General features: G+C 43.4%; 20 protein-coding genes. 5 read left to right on the top strand and 15 right to left on the bottom strand.

Translation table 11 applies throughout. The features are described from left to right. Positions 1 to 13: 13 nt before the first annotated feature. Both BHV72_RS04285 and BHV72_RS04280 read left to right on the top strand, forming a co-directional pair. Entirely contained in the window at positions 14 to 1819 is a 1806-nt protein-coding gene (locus BHV72_RS04285) for a M56 family metallopeptidase (protein ID WP_005679172.1), read from the top strand. 145 nt (positions 1820 to 1964) lie between these two features. Next, positions 1965 to 3860 carry a TlpA family protein disulfide reductase gene (locus tag BHV72_RS04280; protein WP_138333533.1) on the top strand — a complete coding sequence of 632 codons (1896 nt, stop codon included), beginning with the start codon at positions 1965 to 1967 and terminating at the stop codon, positions 3858 to 3860. A gap of 126 nt (positions 3861 to 3986) precedes the next feature. Here BHV72_RS04280 and BHV72_RS04275 read toward each other — a convergent pair whose 3' ends face one another. The 9 genes from BHV72_RS04275 to BHV72_RS04235 form a co-directional block, all read right to left on the bottom strand. Then, complete coding sequence (locus BHV72_RS04275) at positions 3987 to 5087, bottom strand: Mrp/NBP35 family ATP-binding protein (RefSeq protein ID WP_122264588.1); 1101 nt, start codon at positions 5085 to 5087, stop codon at positions 3987 to 3989. A gap of 51 nt (positions 5088 to 5138) precedes the next feature. Further along, entirely contained in the window at positions 5139 to 5897 is a 759-nt protein-coding gene (gene trmB / locus BHV72_RS04270; protein ID WP_005679168.1) for a tRNA (guanosine(46)-N7)-methyltransferase TrmB, read from the bottom strand. Between the two features lie 105 nt (positions 5898 to 6002). Continuing rightward, positions 6003 to 7022, bottom strand: coding sequence for a branched-chain amino acid aminotransferase (locus tag BHV72_RS04265; RefSeq protein ID WP_005679167.1), 1020 nt, complete (start codon positions 7020 to 7022; stop codon positions 6003 to 6005). A gap of 51 nt (positions 7023 to 7073) precedes the next feature. After that, positions 7074 to 7283: an exodeoxyribonuclease VII small subunit gene (xseB, locus tag BHV72_RS04260; RefSeq protein ID WP_005679813.1), complete on the bottom strand. Its 210-nt coding sequence runs from the start codon at positions 7281 to 7283 to the stop codon at positions 7074 to 7076. A gap of 60 nt (positions 7284 to 7343) precedes the next feature. After that, entirely contained in the window at positions 7344 to 8573 is a 1230-nt protein-coding gene (gene xseA, locus BHV72_RS04255) for an exodeoxyribonuclease VII large subunit (protein WP_022042287.1), read from the bottom strand. Between the two features lie 2 nt (positions 8574 to 8575). Beyond that, positions 8576 to 9940, bottom strand: a complete 1365-nt coding sequence (locus BHV72_RS04250) for a S8 family peptidase (protein WP_055172323.1) — start codon at positions 9938 to 9940, stop codon at positions 8576 to 8578. A 22-nt stretch (positions 9941 to 9962) separates the two neighbouring features. After that, positions 9963 to 11048, bottom strand: a complete 1086-nt coding sequence (mnmA, locus tag BHV72_RS04245; protein WP_005679163.1) for a tRNA 2-thiouridine(34) synthase MnmA — start codon at positions 11046 to 11048, stop codon at positions 9963 to 9965. Positions 11049 to 11201: 153 nt separating this feature from the next. After that, the gene (locus tag BHV72_RS04240; protein ID WP_055172326.1) at positions 11202 to 12065 is read right to left on the bottom strand and encodes a TonB family protein; all 864 of its coding nucleotides are present in this window, start codon (positions 12063 to 12065) and stop codon (positions 11202 to 11204) included. Between the two features lie 89 nt (positions 12066 to 12154). After that, positions 12155 to 12316, bottom strand: coding sequence for a hypothetical protein (locus tag BHV72_RS04235; protein ID WP_022042282.1), 162 nt, complete (start codon positions 12314 to 12316; stop codon positions 12155 to 12157). 746 nt (positions 12317 to 13062) lie between these two features. Between BHV72_RS04235 and BHV72_RS04230 the strand changes: the two genes are divergently transcribed. Beyond that, positions 13063 to 13926, top strand: a complete 864-nt coding sequence (locus BHV72_RS04230) for an exodeoxyribonuclease X C-terminal domain-containing protein (protein WP_055172329.1) — start codon at positions 13063 to 13065, stop codon at positions 13924 to 13926. On the opposite strand, the gene BHV72_RS04225 is transcribed toward BHV72_RS04230, so the two are convergent. Genes BHV72_RS04225 through BHV72_RS04210 form a run of 4 tightly spaced genes read right to left on the bottom strand, consistent with a single transcriptional unit; the run spans position 13916 to position 16730 of the window. Beyond that, positions 13916 to 14923: a metallophosphoesterase family protein gene (locus tag BHV72_RS04225; RefSeq protein WP_055256602.1), complete on the bottom strand. Its 1008-nt coding sequence runs from the start codon at positions 14921 to 14923 to the stop codon at positions 13916 to 13918. The genes BHV72_RS04230 and BHV72_RS04225 overlap by 11 nt on opposite strands. Before the next feature lie 20 nt (positions 14924 to 14943). After that, entirely contained in the window at positions 14944 to 15426 is a 483-nt protein-coding gene (gene ispF, locus BHV72_RS04220) for a 2-C-methyl-D-erythritol 2,4-cyclodiphosphate synthase (RefSeq protein WP_022042280.1), read from the bottom strand. A gap of 38 nt (positions 15427 to 15464) precedes the next feature. Next, positions 15465 to 16079 (bottom strand): fumarylacetoacetate hydrolase family protein, encoded by a 615-nt coding sequence (locus BHV72_RS04215; RefSeq protein ID WP_286854882.1) that lies wholly within the window; start codon positions 16077 to 16079, stop codon positions 15465 to 15467. Beyond that, the gene (locus BHV72_RS04210) at positions 16080 to 16730 is read right to left on the bottom strand and encodes a redox-sensing transcriptional repressor Rex (protein WP_022042278.1); all 651 of its coding nucleotides are present in this window, start codon (positions 16728 to 16730) and stop codon (positions 16080 to 16082) included. Positions 16731 to 16895: 165 nt separating this feature from the next. On the opposite strand from BHV72_RS04210, the gene BHV72_RS04205 reads away from it, so the two are divergent. Both BHV72_RS04205 and BHV72_RS04200 read left to right on the top strand, forming a co-directional pair. Beyond that, the gene (locus BHV72_RS04205; protein ID WP_005679155.1) at positions 16896 to 17246 is read left to right on the top strand and encodes a translation initiation factor; all 351 of its coding nucleotides are present in this window, start codon (positions 16896 to 16898) and stop codon (positions 17244 to 17246) included. A 21-nt stretch (positions 17247 to 17267) separates the two neighbouring features. After that, the gene (locus tag BHV72_RS04200; RefSeq protein WP_022042277.1) at positions 17268 to 17777 is read left to right on the top strand and encodes a TlpA family protein disulfide reductase; all 510 of its coding nucleotides are present in this window, start codon (positions 17268 to 17270) and stop codon (positions 17775 to 17777) included. A gap of 70 nt (positions 17778 to 17847) precedes the next feature. On the opposite strand, the gene tsf is transcribed toward BHV72_RS04200, so the two are convergent. Beyond that, positions 17848 to 18840 carry a translation elongation factor Ts gene (gene tsf / locus BHV72_RS04195; protein ID WP_005679153.1) on the bottom strand — a complete coding sequence of 331 codons (993 nt, stop codon included), beginning with the start codon at positions 18838 to 18840 and terminating at the stop codon, positions 17848 to 17850. 121 nt (positions 18841 to 18961) lie between these two features. Continuing rightward, positions 18962 to 19544: 30S ribosomal protein S2 (gene rpsB / locus BHV72_RS04190; RefSeq protein WP_286854876.1), on the bottom strand; the 583-nt coding region annotated here is incomplete at its 5' end.

Genomic DNA, 19544 nt, shown 5'->3' with positions numbered 1-19544 from the left:
AAAGATATCCATTATGACTCCGGAATTAGCCTATTTTCTAAAGATAAATGTAGCAATTGCTTTGTTCTACGCCTTCTATCGGTTGTTCTTTCATAAAGACACCTTCTTTCACTGGCGACGGATAGCCTTGTTATGTTTTTTTGCCATTTCCTTGCTCTACCCTTTACTAAATATTGAAGGGTGGATAAAAGCACACGAGCCAATGGTAGCAATGGCAGATCTTTATGCAACAATCATACTTCCGGAACAAGTCGTTACCATTCCACAAGAAACAGAGATTAATTGGCAAGAGCTAATCAAACTTCTCACAGGCATTATCTATTGGAGCGGAGTATTACTACTGACCGCCCGTTTCTTCCTTCAACTAGGAAGTATCATGCGACTGCATTTTCAATGTTCCAAAAGCCAATTGAAAGGAGTGCGTGTACACCTATTAAAGAAAGAAGCAGGACCGTTCTCTTTTTTTCATTGGATATTCATACACCCACAGTCACATACCGACTCTGAAATTAGTGAGATAATCACCCATGAAGAAACTCACGCCCGTCAATACCACTCGATAGATGTATTAATCAGTGAAATAATGTGCATATTCTGCTGGTTCAATCCATTTAGCTGGCTTATGAAACGGGAAGTCAGAGGCAATCTCGAATACATGGCAGACAGCCGGGTATTGGAGACGGGACATGACAGTAAATCATACCAGTACCACTTGTTAGGACTGGCTCATCACAAGGCTGCAGCAAATTTATCAAATAGTTTCAATGTTTTACCACTTAAAAATCGTATCAAAATGATGAACAAACGAAGAACCAAAGAAATAGGAAGAACAAAATATATCATGTTTCTTCCCTTGGCTGCCCTGTTGATGATTGTCAGCAACATCGAAGTAGTAGCCCGTACCACAGAAAGATTTGCAAAAGAGGTTATGGAACAGGTTAACACTCCTCAGCCGGAAATTGCAAATATCCCCGAACTGCAAAGTGAAGAAATTCAGCAAACAGTCGCTCTGCCGGCCAAAAAAGAAATCGCAAAGTCAACACCTATCGCTCAAAGCAAGAGTATACCCGATTCTGTGGTATTTGAAGTTGTAGAAGTAATGCCCGAATTTCCAGGAGGGCAACAAGCCTTGATGCAATATTTAGCTAAAAACATCAAATATCCTGTAACAGCTCATGAAAACGGAAAACAAGGACGCGTCATTGTTAGTTTCGTTGTTAAAAAAGACGGAAACATATCCGACATAAAAGTAGCCCGAAGCGTAGATCCCTATCTTGACAAGGAAGCTGTAAGAGTAATTGCCGCTATGCCCCAATGGAAACCGGGTAAACAAAGAGGAGAAAATGTAAATGTCAGATTCTCAGTTCCTGTAATGTTCAGGCTACAAGGTCCAGCTCCTTCAAAGGGAAAAGAAATAAAACAAGCTGATCTGGAAGAAGTAGTTGTAGTAGCGTATGGTCCAAAAGAAGATTCTAATGCCAACGCAACAGACGCAAAATCAGGTACAGCACTCAAAGTAGCGGAAGTAATGCCTAAATTCCCCGGAGGAATACCCGGTCTGATGCAATATCTTGCTAGAAACATCAAATATCCGACTATTGCACAAAAGAATAAGGAGCAAGGCAGAGTCATCCTACAAATGATTGTCGGTAAAGACGGAAGCATATCCAATATAAAAGTATTGCGTAGCATATCTCCGTTGCTTGATGCAGAGGCGATCCGTGTAGTGAGCACTATGCCCAAATGGGAACCCGGACAACAAGGCGGACAAGCCATTGCGGTAGAATATACCCTTCCGATAGTTTTCAAATTACAATAAACATTTCCCCGGTGCCGCGCCTCCTCCCCCATACCGGGGGAGATAAGGCGTTCATCGGTATCGGAAAAAAGATACATCTTTTTCTACTTTTTTGAGGATAGTCACAAAAATATCGTTATATTTGTTCGAAATAAACACTATTCGTATGAAAAGATTCTCATGGATTATGGGTTTGATACTCTGCGTAGTTTGCACCGTACAAGCCAAAGACAGAGTTATCGAGCGCCCACCTTTTCTAGCTTGGAGCTCTTCAAATATTGAAGTTGACAAAATTGTCATGAGTGACACAGTTACCACTGTATACATCAAAGCATTTTATCGTCCGAAATACTGGATAAAAATAGCCAGTGGCAGTTTCCTCAAAGATGAAAAAGGGGCCTTATACCCGATCCGCAAAGGTGTAGGCATCACATTGGACAAAGAATTCTGGATGCCTGAATCCGGTGAGGCAGAATTTCAGTTACTTTTCCCACCTATACCAGCAAACGTAACAAGTCTGGATTTTTCAGAAGGAGATTTTGACGGAGCATACAAAATATGGGGAATACAGTTGAATGAAAAAGATTTCCGTAAGTCTGCATTACCCAAAGGAGCCGTTATTCATAAGATAAACAAAAAGGCAGAACTGCCGGTACCTGAATTTGCGTATGGAAAAGCAACATTAAAAGGACAAGTGACAGGGTATCAAAAAGATATGCCAAGCTCCGGACAGTTACGTTTAAACGACCCGATCAGGTGGTTAAATTATGCCGAAGAAGTAACTATCAAGGAAGACGGAAGTTTTCAGGTTCAGACAGATGTTATTACCGTAACTCCTGCCACCCTTGTTTTCCCCTTTGCACAAATTCCTTGCTTGCTGGCTCCTGGAAAAGAAAGTACTATCATCGTTAACACAGCCGAGTGTTCACGCCAACAATCACATCTCCAGAAAGACAACAAGCCCTATGGCAAAAAAGCTTATTATGGAGGTTATCTGGCTGACCTTCAACAAGAGTTATCAGACAATTCTATTCCAAGTAACTTGGTTGACAACCCGAGCAAGATTGTCAAAGATGTAGCCGGAAAAGATATAAACGGACTAAAAGATTACTTTTTAGAGAAACGTCTTAACACCTACAAACAGATAGATGAAGCCTCTCTCAGTTCTGCTGCCAAAGAAATTCTGAAAGCCAATACGGATATTACCACAGCTATCGGATTATTTATGGGAAAAGACATTATCATGCGTGCCCATGTTGTCAGTCAGAAATTAAACAGAGAACAGACTAAAGAGTATTACACAAATACCAAAATAGAATTTCCAGTCGATTATCTTGATGTACTCAAAGATTTTACACTCAATGAGCCGGTAGATTTGTACGCCCCGGAATTTGCATACGGAGCAGGAATATTCAGTTCCAGAAAAGATCTTATGGAAGAGAAGTTGGGTACCAACCAAGGAATCTTGTTTCAAATGGGAGAAGCATACAAGTGCTATCGCTCCATAGAAGATTTCACACCATTGACTGCCGAACAGAAAGCAGTCCTTGAAGCCCTGCCTTCTCCTGCCTACAAACAGTTGTTGACGGTCCTTAATGATAAACTACTCAAGAAGATAGAACTGAACAAGCAAAAGACCGGATATAAAATCAATGAAATCGGGAAAGTAACAAACGAAGAACTCTTTTCGACTATCATCTCCAAATTCCGCGGACACGTACTGCTGGTTGACTTCTGGGCAACTTGGTGCGGACCGTGCCGAATGGCCAACAAGGCTATGATCCCCATGAAAGAAGAACTGAAAGACGAAGACATTCTTTACCTGTATATCACAGGAGAAACCTCTCCGAAAGGCACTTGGGAGAATATGATCCCCGATATTCACGGAGAACATTTCCGCGTAACAAATGATCAATGGGCGTATCTGATGTCTACGTTTAAAATCGGCGGAGTTCCTACTTATTTCGTAATAGATGCAGAAGGAAATACGACCTTCAAGCAAACGGGATTCCCAGGTACAGACACGATGAAAAAGCAACTGATGAAAGCTTTAAAGAAGTAATCGTAAAGTACATCACCTTGATCATAGGAAACGCCTCCATAGTCTTTTCGAAAACTATGGAGGCGTTTTTATACGATTACGGAAGCTTGTCGTCATCACAAGCGATTCAATCTCTGTCCGTCTTGCTTATTTATGCATCTCAACAATCTGTGTCGGAGCCATTTCTACGTTCCGCCGATCAACCTGACGCACCACACTGGCAGCCAACGACAAGAAAGCACGACCAGTCACCGAATCTTCATCCAGTGCAACAGGCGTACCATTGTCTCCTCCTTCGCAAATACTCTGCACAATAGGAATCTGTCCCAGCAAAGGAACATTCATCTCCTCCGCCAACTTCTTGGCTCCTTCCTTACCGAAGATATAGTATTTATTCTCCGGAAGTTCGGCAGGAGTAAACCAAGCCATATTCTCAACTAATCCGAGAATAGGCACATTCACCTTATCATTAGTGAACATATTGATTCCCTTACGGGCATCCGCTAAAGCTACCGCCTGCGGAGTGCTGACAACAATAGCGCCTGTCATAGCCAACGTCTGCACGACAGTCAAATGAATATCACTCGTGCCCGGAGGAAGGTCAATCAGGAAATAATCCAGTTCACCCCAAGAGGCATCGCCAATCAACTGTTTCAGCGCATTGCTAGCCATTCCACCACGCCACAACGTAGCCTGATCGGGGTCGACAAAGAAGCCAATAGACAATAACTTCACACCGTATTTCTCAACAGGAATAATCAAGTCGCGACCGTCAATACGTTCGGCATACGGACGCGCGTCCTCCACCTGAAACATTTTCGGCATAGATGGTCCGAAGATATCCGCATCAAGCAAACCGACCTTATAACCCAATTTTGCCAAAGCAACTGCCAGATTCGCCGAGACGGTAGATTTGCCTACCCCACCCTTACCGGAAGATATACCGATGATATTCTTCACCTGCGGAAGCAGCTTTCCTACTTCCGGACGGGCAGCCTGCTTGCTTTCCGTCGCAACCGTAACTTGCACATCAGGCGACACATAAGTATGAATAGCTGTTTCGGCAGCCTTCACCATAGATTTCATAAACGGATCGGTCGGCTTCTCAAATATCAATGAGAAACTGACTGACATACCATCAATCCGGAGATTATCAGCAACCATCTCCGCTTCCACCAGATTCTTTCCCGTACCGGGATAACGCACCGTAGCCAGTGCATCCAATATTAATTTAGGATAAAGTGTCATAATTCATTCAGAGTTGAGAGCGGAACGTCGAACGTTCCACTCAATTATTCTTTATTTACTAGTCTGCAATCCACTCCGCTTACTACGATTATAACTGCGGTATGAATCCAGTTCAATTTCCACATCCGGTTCCTTCAACTGTCCTTCTTGCGGAAGGCGGAATTTGATATACTTGATATTTAACCCCCGGTCGAGCCATTGTTGTTCATAGTAGGTCTTGATACCAAGAATATCGTCTACCAGATCCGAATGATATAAATCCTCCGTCATAAACTCCACCGGAAGCCCGTTCGTTTCTATCATATACTTTGTATAAGTGAACATAAAGTTACTGTCCGTCTTCAGGTGAATGATACCGTTCGGTTTGAGGAACTTCCGATACCGTTCCATAAAATAGGTCGAAGTAAGCCGCTTGGTCGCCTTCTTCATTTGCGGGTCGGAGAACGTAAGCCATATCTCGCTCACTTCGCCTTCGGCAAAGAACCGTTCGATGATTTCAATGTTCGTGCGCAGGAATGCCACATTCTTCATTCCGGCCTGCAACGACTCCGTTGCCCCCGTCCACATACGGGCTCCTTTAATATCTACCGCAATAAAGTTCTTTTCAGGAAACATCTTCCCCAGACCGACCGTATATTCTCCCCGTCCACAGCCCAGTTCGAGCACAATCGGATGATCGTTCTTGAAAAACTCCTTGTGCCAATTTCCCTTCATGTCAAAAGGCACATTATCCACTGCCGAATACGGATATTCGAACACATGCGGATAACTCGCCATATCGGCAAACTTCTCTAATTTATTCTTTCCCATTCAATCTTTATAAGTTTCTCACCACAGAGAACACAAAAGACACAGAGATTATAAATGAATTATAAGGCTCCGTGTCCTTTGTGTCCTCTGTGGCGAAAGATAGTACTATTCGACAATTGTCACCCAACCATGCGTATCCGGTTCATCACCGTACTGGATACCCCGCAGCTTGTTGTACAATTTCGTACAAATCGGTCCCGGTTTTCCATCCTTGGAGATAACGTATGATTTGCCATTCTCCAGATCATCAATACGTTCAATCGGACTGATAACGGCAGCCGTACCGCAAGCGCCGGCTTCTTCGAACGTAGCCAGTTCTTCTTCCGGAATCGGGCGGCGTTCGACTTTAATTCCCATATCTTCCGCCAACTGCATCAAGCTCTTATTAGTGATAGAAGGCAGGATAGAAGTTGATTTCGGCGTGATATACGTATTATCTTTAATACCGAAGAAATTGGCAGCACCACATTCATCGATATATTTCTTTTCTTTTGCATCGAGATAGAACTCGCAAGAGTACCCCAGGTCATGTGCTTTCTTGTTGGCACGAAGACTGGCTGCATAGTTACCACCCACCTTGTAAATACCAGTTCCATGAGGAGCGGCACGGTCGAATTCACGAATGATTACGTAAGGATTGGTAGAGAAACCACCCTTAAAGTACGGTCCCACGGGAGTCACAAATACCACAAACATATATTCGTCAGCCGGATGCACACCCACCTGAGCACTTGTTCCAATCAATAACGGACGGATATAAAGAGAAGCACCTGTCTCATAAGGAGGGATAAAACGTTCGTTCAGTTTCACAACTTTCAGGATAGCTTCTTTAAAACGTTCGGTAGGAAGCTCCGCCATAAGGATTCCCTGGCAGGTAGATTGCAGACGCGCCGCATTTTCTTCCAGACGGAAGATACGCACTTTTCCGTCTTTTCCACGGAATGCTTTCAGTCCTTCAAATGCTTCCTGACCATAGTGCAAACAAGTAGCCGCCATGTGCAAGTTAAGATATTCTTCACTGCTGACTTCCAGTTCACCCCACTTACCATTGCGGAAATTGATTCTCACATTGTAATCTGTCCTCATGTATCCAAACGACAGATTCGCCCAGTCTATTTCTTTCATATTGTAACGTATTAGTTTATTTTCTTATGCATTGAATTGCAAAAATAACCTTTATTCTTCAGACTGTTGCTTTTCTTGCAATAATTTTTCGACTTCGCGATCCGCTTTCGTCAGTTTTTCGGTGCAAAAGGCAATAATTTCATTGGCTTCTTTGATTTTTTCGCTCAAGATGTCAATATCCAATTCATTGTTGTCTATCTGCCTGACAATCTTTTCGAGACGCTCCATAGCGCCGGAGTATGTTTCTTTTTTTGCTGCCACAGTGATATGTATTTAATGGTTGATAATAAAACTCTAAATATACCGGGTTCGGAACGTTCGCTACCGGACGGTGGACTGCACTTCTCCTTTCAGAAGCCGGGTGGTCAACTGATCGCCCGGCTGCAGTAAAGATGCATCGGTTACCGCTTTTCCATCCTTTAGCGTGATGCTATACCCCCGGCTGAGTAACTTTTCGGGAGAGTTATCCGCAACGCGCTGTTGCAATAGTTCCAGCCGGTGCCGCTGACGGGACAGCAAGTTTTGCGTCACCTGCGACAAGTCCTTCCGGGCTGTCAGCAGGGTAAAACGGGCTTCGGACAGCTTCCGATGAACCAGTGCAGGAATACGGGCTTGCATTGTAACCAGCCTTCTCTGCTCCTGTTCCAGCAAAGTATAAGCTCCTTGCTGAAGACGGGCGGACAATTCTTCAAGACGTTCCGCCGCCTCTCCTACCCGTTGAATTAAGAGTTCGGCTGCGGCAGTCGGAGTCTTTACACGAGTATGCGCCACGGAATCGAGCACGGTGTCGTCACGCTCATGTCCGATACCGGTTATGACAGGTAACGGGAACTGCGCACAGGCTGCTGCCAGCAGGTAAGTATCAAATCCGGATAAATCGGAAGCAGCTCCTCCGCCCCGGATAATCACGACTACATCAAACTCGCTTATACGGGCATTGATGCAATCCAAGGCGGCCAAAACGGATTCTTCCACCTGATTACCTTGCATCAAAGCCGGAAATAGCTCCGTGTAAAAGAAGAAGCCACCGGAATTATGTTTCAGTTGATGACAGAAGTCGCCGTAGCCGGCTGCCGTAGCTGAAGAAACAACTGCAATACGTTGGGGAAGAACCGGCATTTCCAGCTCTTTGTTTAACGTCAGTACTCCTTCTTCTTCCAGTTGCAGCAGTATCTCACGACGGCGACGCGCCATATCTCCCAAGGTATAAGTAGGGTCGATATCGAGTACCGTCAGACTATACCCGTAGAGTTCATGAAATTGCACGGTCACCTTGACCAGCACTTTTATTCCCGAAGTGAACAGCTGTCCGGTAGATTCCTCAAAATAAGGTTTCAGCAGGCGGTAAATATTATTCCAGATCATACCGCGTGCCTTGGCTACGAGACTATTGCTACGCGGATCCTTTTGTATGAATTCCAGATAGCAATGTCCCGTCGTATTGGAACGAACGTCACTCAGCTCCGCCTGTATCCAATATTCATCGGGCAAGCACTGCTCCAGGCTGCGGCGAACAAGCGCATTCAGTTCTAAAAGAGAAAGCGAGTCCATAATCAACGGCGAGTGTTTACCGTAGATTGATAAGCTTTCCACAAATCAGGAATGCCGTATCCATATATATTATCGGGGAAAACTGCCCGGTCGCCCGACCGGCGTACCAGTTCGATAATCTCTTTTGCAGTCAGCTCCGGACAAGCCTGCCACAGACAAGCCACCATTCCGCACATAATCGGAGAAGAAAAGGAAGTTCCGTTAGCATGGCGCAAATTACCGTCCGTTCCCATTACATCCGAGCCCAGACCTACGGCAACAACATCCGGCTTCACCCGTCCGTCGGCCGTATTCCCAACAGAAGAGAACGGAGCCAAAACTCCATATTTGTTCACCGCACCTACGGTTATCACATTCTCCGCATCTCCCGGAGGCGTAATCTTCTTCCACGAACCGGACCCGGAGTTTCCCGCACTGCATACTACAACGATTCCCTTATCTGCCGCCTTCGCCGCCTCACGGGACATCAATGCATAATGTCCGTTCAAATCACGATAGCGGTAATTCTTCGCCGGGTCATCAAATGAATAATATCCGAGAGACGTATTTACCAAATCCACTCCGACACTATCGGCAAATTCGATAGCTGCCGCCCAGTAATCCTGTTCCACCAAATTCTCCGAATACTCGTCCTCACTGCGAAGCAACCAATAAGAGGCCTCGGGAGCCGTACCAATCATCACATTCGGCTGATTCATTGCCATACAGGAAAGCACGGACATTCCGTGACTGCTCTCTGCATAGATATCGGCTTCCGGATTCACGAAGTCACGAGTACCCAGAATATTGATATTTTTCATTGCCTCTATCTTGTCAACATTATGAAATCCGGCATCAATAACAGCAATCGTCATCCCCTGCCCCTTGAAGCCTGCTTCATGGAGACGGTCCGCATGGCTCATCTTTATTTGAGTAATTGCGGGACCGTAAAGGCTGTCCGTACGTAAAGGTTTATTAATCAATGAATCTCTCTCAGAAGCTCGTTTGGCGACACCTCTCCAAACTCTCTCCGTGGAACGGACGAAGGGCAACCCGGCTATTTCAGCAATCAACATACTGTCATTACAGGAAACAGTGACGAAATTATCCCATTTTCCTGTAACAAGCACATGAACGCCTTTCTTGCGTATCGCATCCACATATTTCTTACATACCGGCAGGTCAGTAGAATCTATCTCCAATCCCTGTCTTTTTCTCCGTTCAATAGATTTCTTGGATAAATACATCTCAGGCTTTTGCAAAGAGTAGTCCGTAGCCGCTTTGTCTTTCAGACTGATACGATACTTCAGGGTATCCCCCGGCGTGAATTGCGCAAAAGTACCCAAACAAATATTCAAGGCAAAAACCAATAATACAAGTTTCTTCATAAGTTATCTTTGTTTTAATCAATCAAAATCCTTCGTTCTCCAAAATCACCAATCCGATTCCTCGTTGCGAAGCAATAAAAGCTCCGCCCAGTACCCGCCTTCCGTCATAGAACACAGCAGATTGTCCGGGGGCAATAGCCGAGGCCGTTTCAAGAAATCGCACCAACAGTCGTCCATCCGCCAACCGCTTCACCCGGCAAGGCAACGGACGGCTTCGATAACGAATCCTTACCGTCAGATTCTCGCATTGGAACAATTCCCGTTCATCCACAATCTTATCTTGCTCCGTCAGCATATAATCCGTCCGCAACTGTTCGGCATCGCCAAGCATTACCGTATTTTTCTGCGGATTGATTTTCAACACATAAGCCGGTTTGCCCAACGCAATCTCCAGGCCTTTTCGCTGACCGATCGTATAATAGGGCGCACCTTTATGCTGCCCCAACTTCACTCCTTCGGAATTGACAAACCACCCCGGTCCTATTTCGTTATCCAGTTCCGGGCACTGTTCACGAAGGAAGTCACGGTAATCACCTTTAATAAAGCAGACTTCCATACTCTCTCCTTCTTTGGACTTGGCTTCGTAGCCTTTATCAGCAAGGTATTCGCGTACTTTCACTTTCGTATAATCCCCCAAAGGGAAAATACAACGCCTCAATACATCCTGCCCCAGTTGCCAAAGAAAATAAGACTGGTCTTTCTTGTCATCATCTCCGGCTACTATATAAATATCCCCGTTTCTCTCTTCCAAGCGGGAATAATGTCCGGTAGCAACCCAGGCACAACCCAGCTTGTCCGCCCACTCCGTCAGGACACGAAACTTAAATAAAGGGTTACACATCACACACGGATTCGGCGTACGTCCTTGCTTATACTCGTCTATGAAATTCTTTACGATCGTCTCTTTGAAAGGGATACGCTCATCCGCCACATAATGTTCAATCCCCATTTGCGCAGCCAGCTCTCTGGCGTCTTGCGGCTCGTCGCCCCATACACGCATGGTTACTCCTACTATTTCGTATCCTCGCTCCTGTAACATCAGACAAGTGGCGGTACTGTCAATACCACCGCTCATTCCGACTAATACTCTTTTATTTCGTTCTTTCATCCGAATTCTGAAAATTATATGGCAACAAATATACGGGATTCTTCGGAGAATATAAATTTATTGCGAACGAAACATCATAGATGTAGAGAATACTATTTTACTGTTCTTCTGAAATATTATTTGTTACTATATCTTTTCACAAACTGCTAGTTGTCACAAAGTTTGAGGAAACAATTCAGGTTGCTTCAAATTCGGCTGAATAACCCGAACCCAAATTTCTTTACTCGGCAACGGGCGACCAGGTAATTGATAACTAATCTGTAACAGATTCTCCGAAATAAATTCAAATTTCAGTTTACTATCTGCTCCTGTTAGTTCCGGATCAGTTATCGATTTAAAGATTTTTTCAACATAAGTACAGTCAGATGTTTGAGCATAAGTTCCCATTGCCGTTATAACAGCTCTCTCATCCGTTATTGCTAAATGTATATTGAAAAAGTTCTTATCCGATGATAATATTTTCATATAAGGTCCGGTTTGGATATCAAACTTTCCGTATCCTAAAGGTTCCACATGAGTACAAATTTGCCAGACTCCTTCCAAAGACGCCTTTATATTCTTATTCACCTTCAGTCCTTCATTTGAAGAGGAAGAATTATTTTCCCCACTCAATCGGAAACTAACCGGGATAGTATATGACACCGGGACTTTCTTCCCTTTTTCTCTACCGGGTACCCATTTTCCTGGAATTCCTTTTACTACTCGAAGCGCTTCCTCGTCCAACAACGGGTCAACTCCTCGCACAACCTCAAACTGTGATGTTTTACCATTCTTCTTTATCACGAATTGCACAAGTACAGTTCCCGATGCTCCTTTTGCTCTTGCATAAGCCGGATACTTTACCGTTTTTGCTATATATTGCATTATTCCCTCCTGCCCTTTTGGATATACAGGCATTTGGTCTACATACATATAAACTCCATCTTCACGAACTTGAAGCATTTTCTCCTGAGCTGCCATTTGAATATTGCTACATATCCAAATCAATACTAAAAAACTAAATGCGAACTTTTTCATAATACTTAATTTATTGGTGATTTAAAACGTTACTTTTTATACTATGTCTTTCTTTGTACATTCACTAGAGATAACCTATATCAAGATATCTACGATGATATTCCTCCCAGATAATCATCCTTCATAAATAGGGGTGGTTTAAAAAGAGCTAAAGAAACACCGGTTTTTCCATTATACAGGTCGGAAAAGGCGAATGAATAAACATTCAACAGAATATAGTCAGTTATTTCAGGTATAAGGTCAACAGTCATTGTACTTTCTCGTTTTGGTTGTGTACAATATAAATACACCTCATAACTTCCTAACCCCACATTAACTATATAAGAATTATTATATTTAACATTTCAGGAAATAAAACACTGCTAAGAAGTGTATTCATCCAGGCTTATCATGCAATCCGTCTCCTATAAAAGCCTAATATTACCCCTTGTATCATCTAATAATATCATTTTTCATGTATCGCCCTTGCCAGGATTGGCCTCAAGACATAGGTACTTCTTCTGATAAACACCTGCATTCCAAGCATATTAGCTATATAGTTTATATGTTTTCCCTTAGAAATCATCAAGAGCTCACTACTGTGAATCAACAAGCTATCATCAGTAAACAAATAAGCTAACATACGTAAACAATTTTGCTAACTTATGTGAGTTTTTGAAGAACATTGAGAGTTTACAGAAGAAAACCTAAGCACTAATGTATAGTATATAGGAGAATTGTGTAGTATAGCCAGTCAACCAAAATCAAGACCAGACACGCTATGAGGGTAAAAGTTACCCTCACCTTACCCTCATAGTTACCCTCATACCTGTAACCATGATGAATAAAGGGATTAAGGCTATCTATGAAAGTATGAGGGTAAAATGTATGTATAATTTTTATTAGTGAAGCTGTCTTTCCTCAAAACGATACTTAATTGAAGTGATTTTATAAAAAAGAAGTTGCTTTTCTGAATAAAATTGCCTATATTTGAAATATACCAAAAGCGAGAACAATTATGGCTAACCCCAGATTACCGGGCATTTCCGAGAACGAGCAAGCCTTATTGTATGCCAAACTGAATGAATACAACCGAGGCAGAGCCTCTTTCAAAGAGGAGGGTGTTTACTTGGTGGTGTTACCCCGACCGGGGAAACCAAACTATTCCCTTTGGCTCTATTCTCCCCTGCCCGAAAAACAGTCGATTCTTTACATACATGATCTGTCACCGGATATTAACGAGTCTCTCCGAGTGGCCAGTACGATGTTCTATTACTCGAAACGCTGCCTTATTCTTGTGGATTATAATGAGAAAAGAATGCAGAGTAATGGTGACGATCTGATCTTCTTCGGGAAATATCGCGGACACTTCCTGCATGAAATCCTAAAAATAGCCCCTTCCTATTTAAGTTGGATAGCCTATAAGTTTACTCCAAAGATTCCCAAACAGGAACGTTTCGTCAAAATAGCACAGGCGTATCACTCCATACACCTGGATATAATGCAGAGAAAATCGAGAGAGAAACGTTCGTCAAGCCGGTATCTGGGAGAGCTGGGAGAGAAACTGACAGACTTGAAACTGAAAGTGACCCGTGTGCGGCTGGAAGATGACCCGTACAAGACAAGAGTAAACGGAACCACCCCACAGTTTTTTGTCAAACAGATACTCACACTGACCGATGCAAGCGGCAACTTGGCTGTTATGAGTATTCCATCTAAAAATCCCAGTGCAGTATCATGTACTCTATCCGGGATAGAACATGAATACCGACTGGGAGAGATTATCTACATCGAATCGGCGAAAGTGTCACGCCGATACGAAAGCTATGGTTCTAAATATACACGCCTTAGTCATGTGAAGTTTACCAACCTCAACGTTTAGTCCAATCGTCCTTGACAAAGCTTGCCGGATAAGAGACTTTATCCACGATGCCGTCTTTCTGACGGATCCAGGAAGTAAATGTACGGGCGCCTTCATCCAATACGATGATACGGGCGCCGTTCGGCAAATGGTTATACACAGTGTTCCCACCGGTATAACGCCCGTAAGCCAATAGGATGTTTTTCCACATGACCGCGTAATCATTATCGTGGTCGTGTCCGACAAATACTCCCATTACATCTCCCGCTTCTTTCATAGCGGCAAACATTCCCGTGTTTATTCTCGGCGAACAAGCCTCTTCCATTCGAGTACCCCGCAGAGCTGCATTTTCGTCACGGACAGCTTCATGATATTCGGGCAGAGGAATATGGAAAAAGGCCAGAGCGGGCACTGGTTGGCCACCGTTCTGAGCTTTATAAGCTGCGCTTTGCTGGCGATACCAATTTATCTGATCGAACGTAAGCCAGTTATATCCTTTCACGTCTTTCAACGGTGAATAGGAATGGCTGTCCATACAATAAAGCAAAGCTGCATCTTTTTTAGGATCGGAAGAAGACTTCACTGTCAGCACATAATCCGGTGACAAAGCAGTTCCCCGGTCGGGCATTAAATTCCCCGGAACGGTACGGATTATATCGTACAATTGCGTCCGGGTCAATCCTTGTTCATCATCATGATTGCCAAAAGTCACAACGAAAGGGAGTTTACGTTTGGACACCTGCTCCAGAACCTTCAACATACCGGAATCTGCCGGAGCGGAATAAATCACATCACCGGTGAAAATTACCACATCCGGTTGTTCGGCATCAAGCACCTGGTTTATACGTTCCAACGCTACATCCGAGGCCGGATTGCCATATTTAAAATGTACATCGGTAAATTGTACTATTTTAAACTTACCGTCTTTATTAAACTTCAACTCGCTCTTTTGAGCCATACAGAAAGTAGTTAAGAATAAAGCGAACAGTGTTAAGCAGAAATTTAAAGTTCTAATCATGTTTTATTTATTTTAGGGGGTTAATCAGTCTTCTCTATCAGTACCGTAGCATAAGCGGAGATACCTTCTTCACGACCGGTAAATCCAAGCTTCTCGGTAGTAGTAGCTTTGATCGAGATATCATCTGCGTCAATCCCCATTACGATTGCCATCGTCTCCTGCATCAAAGGGATATGTGCCTTCAGCTTCGGACGTTCCGCACAAATCGTCGCGTCAATATTGCCGACCTTATATCCTTTGCCGGCAATCAGTTCCACGGTCTTTTTCAACAGAATCTTGCTATCAATATTTTTAAACTCTCCGGCTGTATCCGGGAAATGATAACCGATATCACGCATATTGGCCGCTCCCAATAAAGCGTCGCAAACAGCGTGCAGCAGCACGTCGGCGTCCGAATGTCCCAACAGCCCTTTCGTATGCTCCAAAAGGACACCGCCCAACCATAACTCACGCCCCTCGACCAGTTGATGTACATCGAAGCCAAAACCTACTCTTATTTTCATAAATTGTATACTAAACGTTTTTTTGATGAACAGATGAATCAGCGGATATAGAAATCCAGCAGCTTCTCACCTTCCAGATATCCCTGCAAATGCTGTCCGATACTGACCGGACCTACACCGGCAGGCGTACCCGTAAACAGGAGATCTCCGATTTTAAGCGTCACAAAACGGCTGACATAAGCAATGATATCGTCTATCTTGAAAAGCATATCTGCCGTACAGCCACTCTGCACTTCCTTACCGTCAATCAGGAGATTAAAATTCAGGTTCTGGATATCCTTATAGCGATCTACCGGAACAAAAGTACCGATAGCAGCCGATGAGTCAAAGCCTTTGCAGAGTTCCCAGGGGTTGCCCTGCTCGTGGAACTTCCGTTGAAGGTCACGGGCAGTAAAGTCAATGCCTACGGTCACTGCGTCATAATAGCGGTTAGCAAAACGGGGAGCGATATTCTTCCCCAGCCGGTTGATACGGACCACCAGTTCCGTCTCATAATGTATCTCGTTAGAAAAATCGGGAATGAAAAAGGGTTTACTATCTTTCAGGATAGCGGAATCGGGCTTCATAAAAATCACCGGTTCCGTATTTATCTGTGTATGTCCCAGTTCTTTGTTGTGCCGGGCGTAGTTCATTCCTACTGCAATAATCTTCATTTATTTCTCGTTAAAGTTCAATCGGTTAAACATTACAGCCAAGTGGGCATAAAGGGAAGTATTCTGCACCACAATATTCTCCGGTACGCGAATACGGAACGGAGTAAAATTCCATACCGCCTTTATACCTCCGTCTACCATTTTATTTGTAATTTCCTGAGCTATATTAATAGGTACTGTCAGCACACCGATATTCACGTCATATTCTTTCATCTTTGCTTCGAAATCATCAGAATGAAAAATAGGAATGCCATTCAGGTCTTTTCCCACCAATTCGGGGTTGACATCAAAAGCTGCCACAATCTCCAGTCCGAAATGATGCAAACCCGAGTCCCGGAGCAAAGCGGCCCCCAGACTACCTACACCAAACAAGAAGGCTTTATGCATATTGGTAAATCCTAGAAAGCTCTCTAATACCTCAATCAGTGCGTCAATGTTATACCCCACTCTCGTACGCCCCGATATATTGACGTACGACAAATCTTTGGCGATTTGGGATGCGTCAATATTTATTTCCTTAGAGATTTGTGTAGAAGAAACGTATTGTTCTCCTTTTTCTTTCATCAGTTTTATATTAGACAGATACCAGGGAAGTCTGCGCAAGGTAGGCTCCGGCACTTTATCCGCCTCTTTTGGTATATAAGTGCTCATACTTCTTACATTATTTGGTATTTTGCAAAAGTACATTATTTTTTGAGACTGACAACCCAATATCGCAAAACCTTAATAGAGATTAAACAAAACAATGAAAACCAATGCAAATTTTGCTCTTTTCCATAAGTTTGATACTTTTGGGAAGAAATAAAAAGAAGAAGCATGAAAAAGAACGATTGGAAAGACAGGCTGAATGTAGTGTATTCCACGAACCCTGATTTTGGCTACGAAATGGATAATGACGAAGAACAGGTCACTCTCGATAAAGACAAACAAAACCTCCGAGTTTCCATTGACAAGAAAAACCGGGGTGGTAAAGTGGTAACATTAATTACCGGATTTGTCGGTACGGAGAACGACTTGAAGGAACTGGGCAAGCTGCTGAAAAGTAAATGCGGAGTAGGTGGTTCAGCTAAAGACGGAGAAATCATCATACAAGGGGATTTCAAGACTAAGGTCATGGAACTGCTTGTCAGGGAAGGATACACGAAAACAAAGGGTATAGGAGGCTAACTTATTTAAAAGATATAAGAAATGAAGAAAGTTACTTTATTTTGTGTAGCAGCGTTATTCTCACTGCTGTCGTTTGCCCAAAACGACAAAGGGGATATAGTCAAAACAGGCGACAAGATGCCTGCTTTCACCCTTACTTCGACCGTCAACGGAACAGTAAATTCCGCAGACTTGAAAGGGAAAGTAGTACTCATTAATATCTTTGCCACTTGGTGCGGTCCTTGCCAGAGTGAACTGGCAGAAGTTCAGAAAACCCTTTGGCCCAAATATAAAGACAACAAGGATTTCCGCATGATAGTGATCGGACGTGAGCATACCGATGAGGAATTAACGGCATACAACAAGCGCAAGGAATTTACGTTTCCTCTCTACCCGGATCCCAAACGGGAAGTCACGAATAAATTTGCCAGTCAGTACATTCCCAGAAGTTACCTGATTAACAAAGAAGGTAAAGTGATATCCGCTACTGTCGGTTACCAAAAAGAGGAAATGGACAAGTTGATGAAGGAAATAGACAAAGCATTGAAATAACAAAAAAAATGAGGCTGTCCTCAAAAAAAGATTTGAAGACAGCCTCCTATATTCTCAGTTTCCTGACTGATTATTCAGCTTTCAAAGTGAAACGCTTGAAGTCAACGATTTTCAGTTCAGGATCAGCTGCTGCCAACACTTCTCTTACTGTCTTCTTAGCGTCCATGATATCTTCCTGATTCAACAGGCAAACTTCTTTCAAGAACTTACCCAGACGGCCTTTAGCTATGTTCTGAATCATTTGTTCAGGCAGATGTGCAGCCTTTTCAGCAGAAACGGTAGCAATGATTTCTTTTGCCTTCGCTACATCTTCAGCAGTAATCCATCCTTTAGCCATGTTGCTTTCCATGTGTTCTTCGCTGTCCACATGAGCCGGGTTGATGTTAGCTTTCTTCAGAGCTGCTTCTACAGCCTTCTGTACCTGTTCTGCTTTTGTCTTCTCAATGGCAACTTCGATTTCTTTCTGTTTTACTTCTTCAGAAACGCCATCTTCATCAATGGCAATCGGGTTCATGGCAGCAATCTGCATAGCTACTTGTTTAGCCAACTGATCGTTAACTTCCTTGTTGAAAGCAACAATAGTGCAAAGACCATTTCTGTTCATGTGGTTGTAAACAGCAGTGCATACACCTTCTACAGTCATGTAACCATCAAGTTCCATTTTTTCACCAGTGATACCGCTACGATCAACTACTGCATCCTGTACAGTACCGTTACCCATCGGCAATGCTTTTACTTCCTCCAAAGTCTTGCATTTGTTAGCCACAGCAAGATCAAGAATATCCTGAGTCAGCTTCACGTAATCTGCATTCTGAGCCACAAAGTCAGTTTCACACTTCAAAGCAATGATAACAGCACGGTCACCGGTAGTCTTAGCCAAAACGCAACCTTCAGCAGCTTCACGTTCTGAACGCTTAGCAGCAACAGCTTGCCCTTTCTTACGGATAATTTCCATTGCCTTGTCGAAATCGCCTTCAGCTTCAGTCAATGCGTTTTTACAATCCATCATACCAGCTCCGGTCATTTTACGCAGCTTGGTAATATCAGCCATAGTTACAGCCATAATAATTTCTTTTATTTAAATGAATAATAATTTTCAAAACAAAAAAATGTGCCAATCTGCCAATCAAGATGCAAGTGTATAAGCATACCCTTGCACATTAGCAAATTGGCACATTATTATATTAAGCCTCTTCGTCTTCCTTCAAGAAAGCAGCAGCTTTAGCTGCGTTGATAGCTTCTTCGTCAGATTTGTCGAGTCTTGCTTTAGCTGATTTCTTCTTGCCTTTGTTAGCAGGAGCTTCACCGGCAGCTTCCATATCGATCTTTTCAGCTTTTCTTTCTTCCAAGCCTTCGATCATAGCAGCACAACAAGCATCCAGAATAACTTCTACTGATTTAGTAGCATCATCATTAGCAGGAATTACGAAATCTACGTTTGAAGGGTCAGAATTAGTATCAACGATACCAAATACAGGAATACCCAAACGGTTAGCTTCGCGAACTGCGATATTTTCTTTCATTACGTCGATAACGAACAATGCAGACGGCAGACGAGTCAAGTCAGCGATAGAACCCAAAGTCTTGTCCAATTTTGCACGTTGACGAGAGATCTGCAGAATTTCTCTCTTAGAAAGGTTAGAATAAGTACCATCGTTAGTCAATTTGTCGATAGTAGCCATTTTCTTCACAGCCTTACGGATAGTCGGGAAGTTAGTCAACATACCACCCGGCCAGCGTTCGATTACATAAGGCATATTAACAGAT

It is taken from the genome of Bacteroides sp. 43_46, from assembly GCF_001915455.1.
Lineage (GTDB): Bacteria > Bacteroidota > Bacteroidia > Bacteroidales > Bacteroidaceae > Bacteroides > Bacteroides caccae.
The sequence above is the reverse complement of the archived record's forward strand: the minus strand, read 5'-3'. Positions and strand labels throughout refer to the sequence as shown.

What these genes read in the sequence shown, in the direction of transcription:
- BHV72_RS04285 (WP_005679172.1), top strand. Translation starts at nt 14, where the DNA reads ATGACTCCGGAATTAGCCTATTTTCTAAAGATAAATGTAGCAATTGCT.
- BHV72_RS04280 (WP_138333533.1), top strand. Translation starts at nt 1,965, where the DNA reads ATGAAAAGATTCTCATGGATTATGGGTTTGATACTCTGCGTAGTTTGC.
- BHV72_RS04275 (WP_122264588.1), bottom strand. Translation starts at nt 5,087, where the DNA reads ATGACACTTTATCCTAAATTAATATTGGATGCACTGGCTACGGTGCGT.
- trmB (WP_005679168.1), bottom strand. Translation starts at nt 5,897, where the DNA reads ATGGGAAAGAATAAATTAGAGAAGTTTGCCGATATGGCGAGTTATCCG.
- BHV72_RS04265 (WP_005679167.1), bottom strand. Translation starts at nt 7,022, where the DNA reads ATGAAAGAAATAGACTGGGCGAATCTGTCGTTTGGATACATGAGGACA.
- xseA (WP_022042287.1), bottom strand. Translation starts at nt 8,573, where the DNA reads ATGGACTCGCTTTCTCTTTTAGAACTGAATGCGCTTGTTCGCCGCAGC.
- BHV72_RS04250 (WP_055172323.1), bottom strand. Translation starts at nt 9,940, where the DNA reads ATGAAGAAACTTGTATTATTGGTTTTTGCCTTGAATATTTGTTTGGGT.
- mnmA (WP_005679163.1), bottom strand. Translation starts at nt 11,048, where the DNA reads ATGAAAGAACGAAATAAAAGAGTATTAGTCGGAATGAGCGGTGGTATT.
- BHV72_RS04240 (WP_055172326.1), bottom strand. Translation starts at nt 12,065, where the DNA reads ATGAAAAAGTTCGCATTTAGTTTTTTAGTATTGATTTGGATATGTAGC.
- BHV72_RS04235 (WP_022042282.1), bottom strand. Translation starts at nt 12,316, where the DNA reads ATGACTGTTGACCTTATACCTGAAATAACTGACTATATTCTGTTGAAT.
- BHV72_RS04230 (WP_055172329.1), top strand. Translation starts at nt 13,063, where the DNA reads ATGGCTAACCCCAGATTACCGGGCATTTCCGAGAACGAGCAAGCCTTA.
- BHV72_RS04225 (WP_055256602.1), bottom strand. Translation starts at nt 14,923, where the DNA reads ATGATTAGAACTTTAAATTTCTGCTTAACACTGTTCGCTTTATTCTTA.
- ispF (WP_022042280.1), bottom strand. Translation starts at nt 15,426, where the DNA reads ATGAAAATAAGAGTAGGTTTTGGCTTCGATGTACATCAACTGGTCGAG.
- BHV72_RS04215 (WP_286854882.1), bottom strand. Translation starts at nt 16,079, where the DNA reads ATGAAGATTATTGCAGTAGGAATGAACTACGCCCGGCACAACAAAGAA.
- BHV72_RS04210 (WP_022042278.1), bottom strand. Translation starts at nt 16,730, where the DNA reads ATGAGCACTTATATACCAAAAGAGGCGGATAAAGTGCCGGAGCCTACC.
- BHV72_RS04205 (WP_005679155.1), top strand. Translation starts at nt 16,896, where the DNA reads ATGAAAAAGAACGATTGGAAAGACAGGCTGAATGTAGTGTATTCCACG.
- BHV72_RS04200 (WP_022042277.1), top strand. Translation starts at nt 17,268, where the DNA reads ATGAAGAAAGTTACTTTATTTTGTGTAGCAGCGTTATTCTCACTGCTG.
- tsf (WP_005679153.1), bottom strand. Translation starts at nt 18,840, where the DNA reads ATGGCTGTAACTATGGCTGATATTACCAAGCTGCGTAAAATGACCGGA.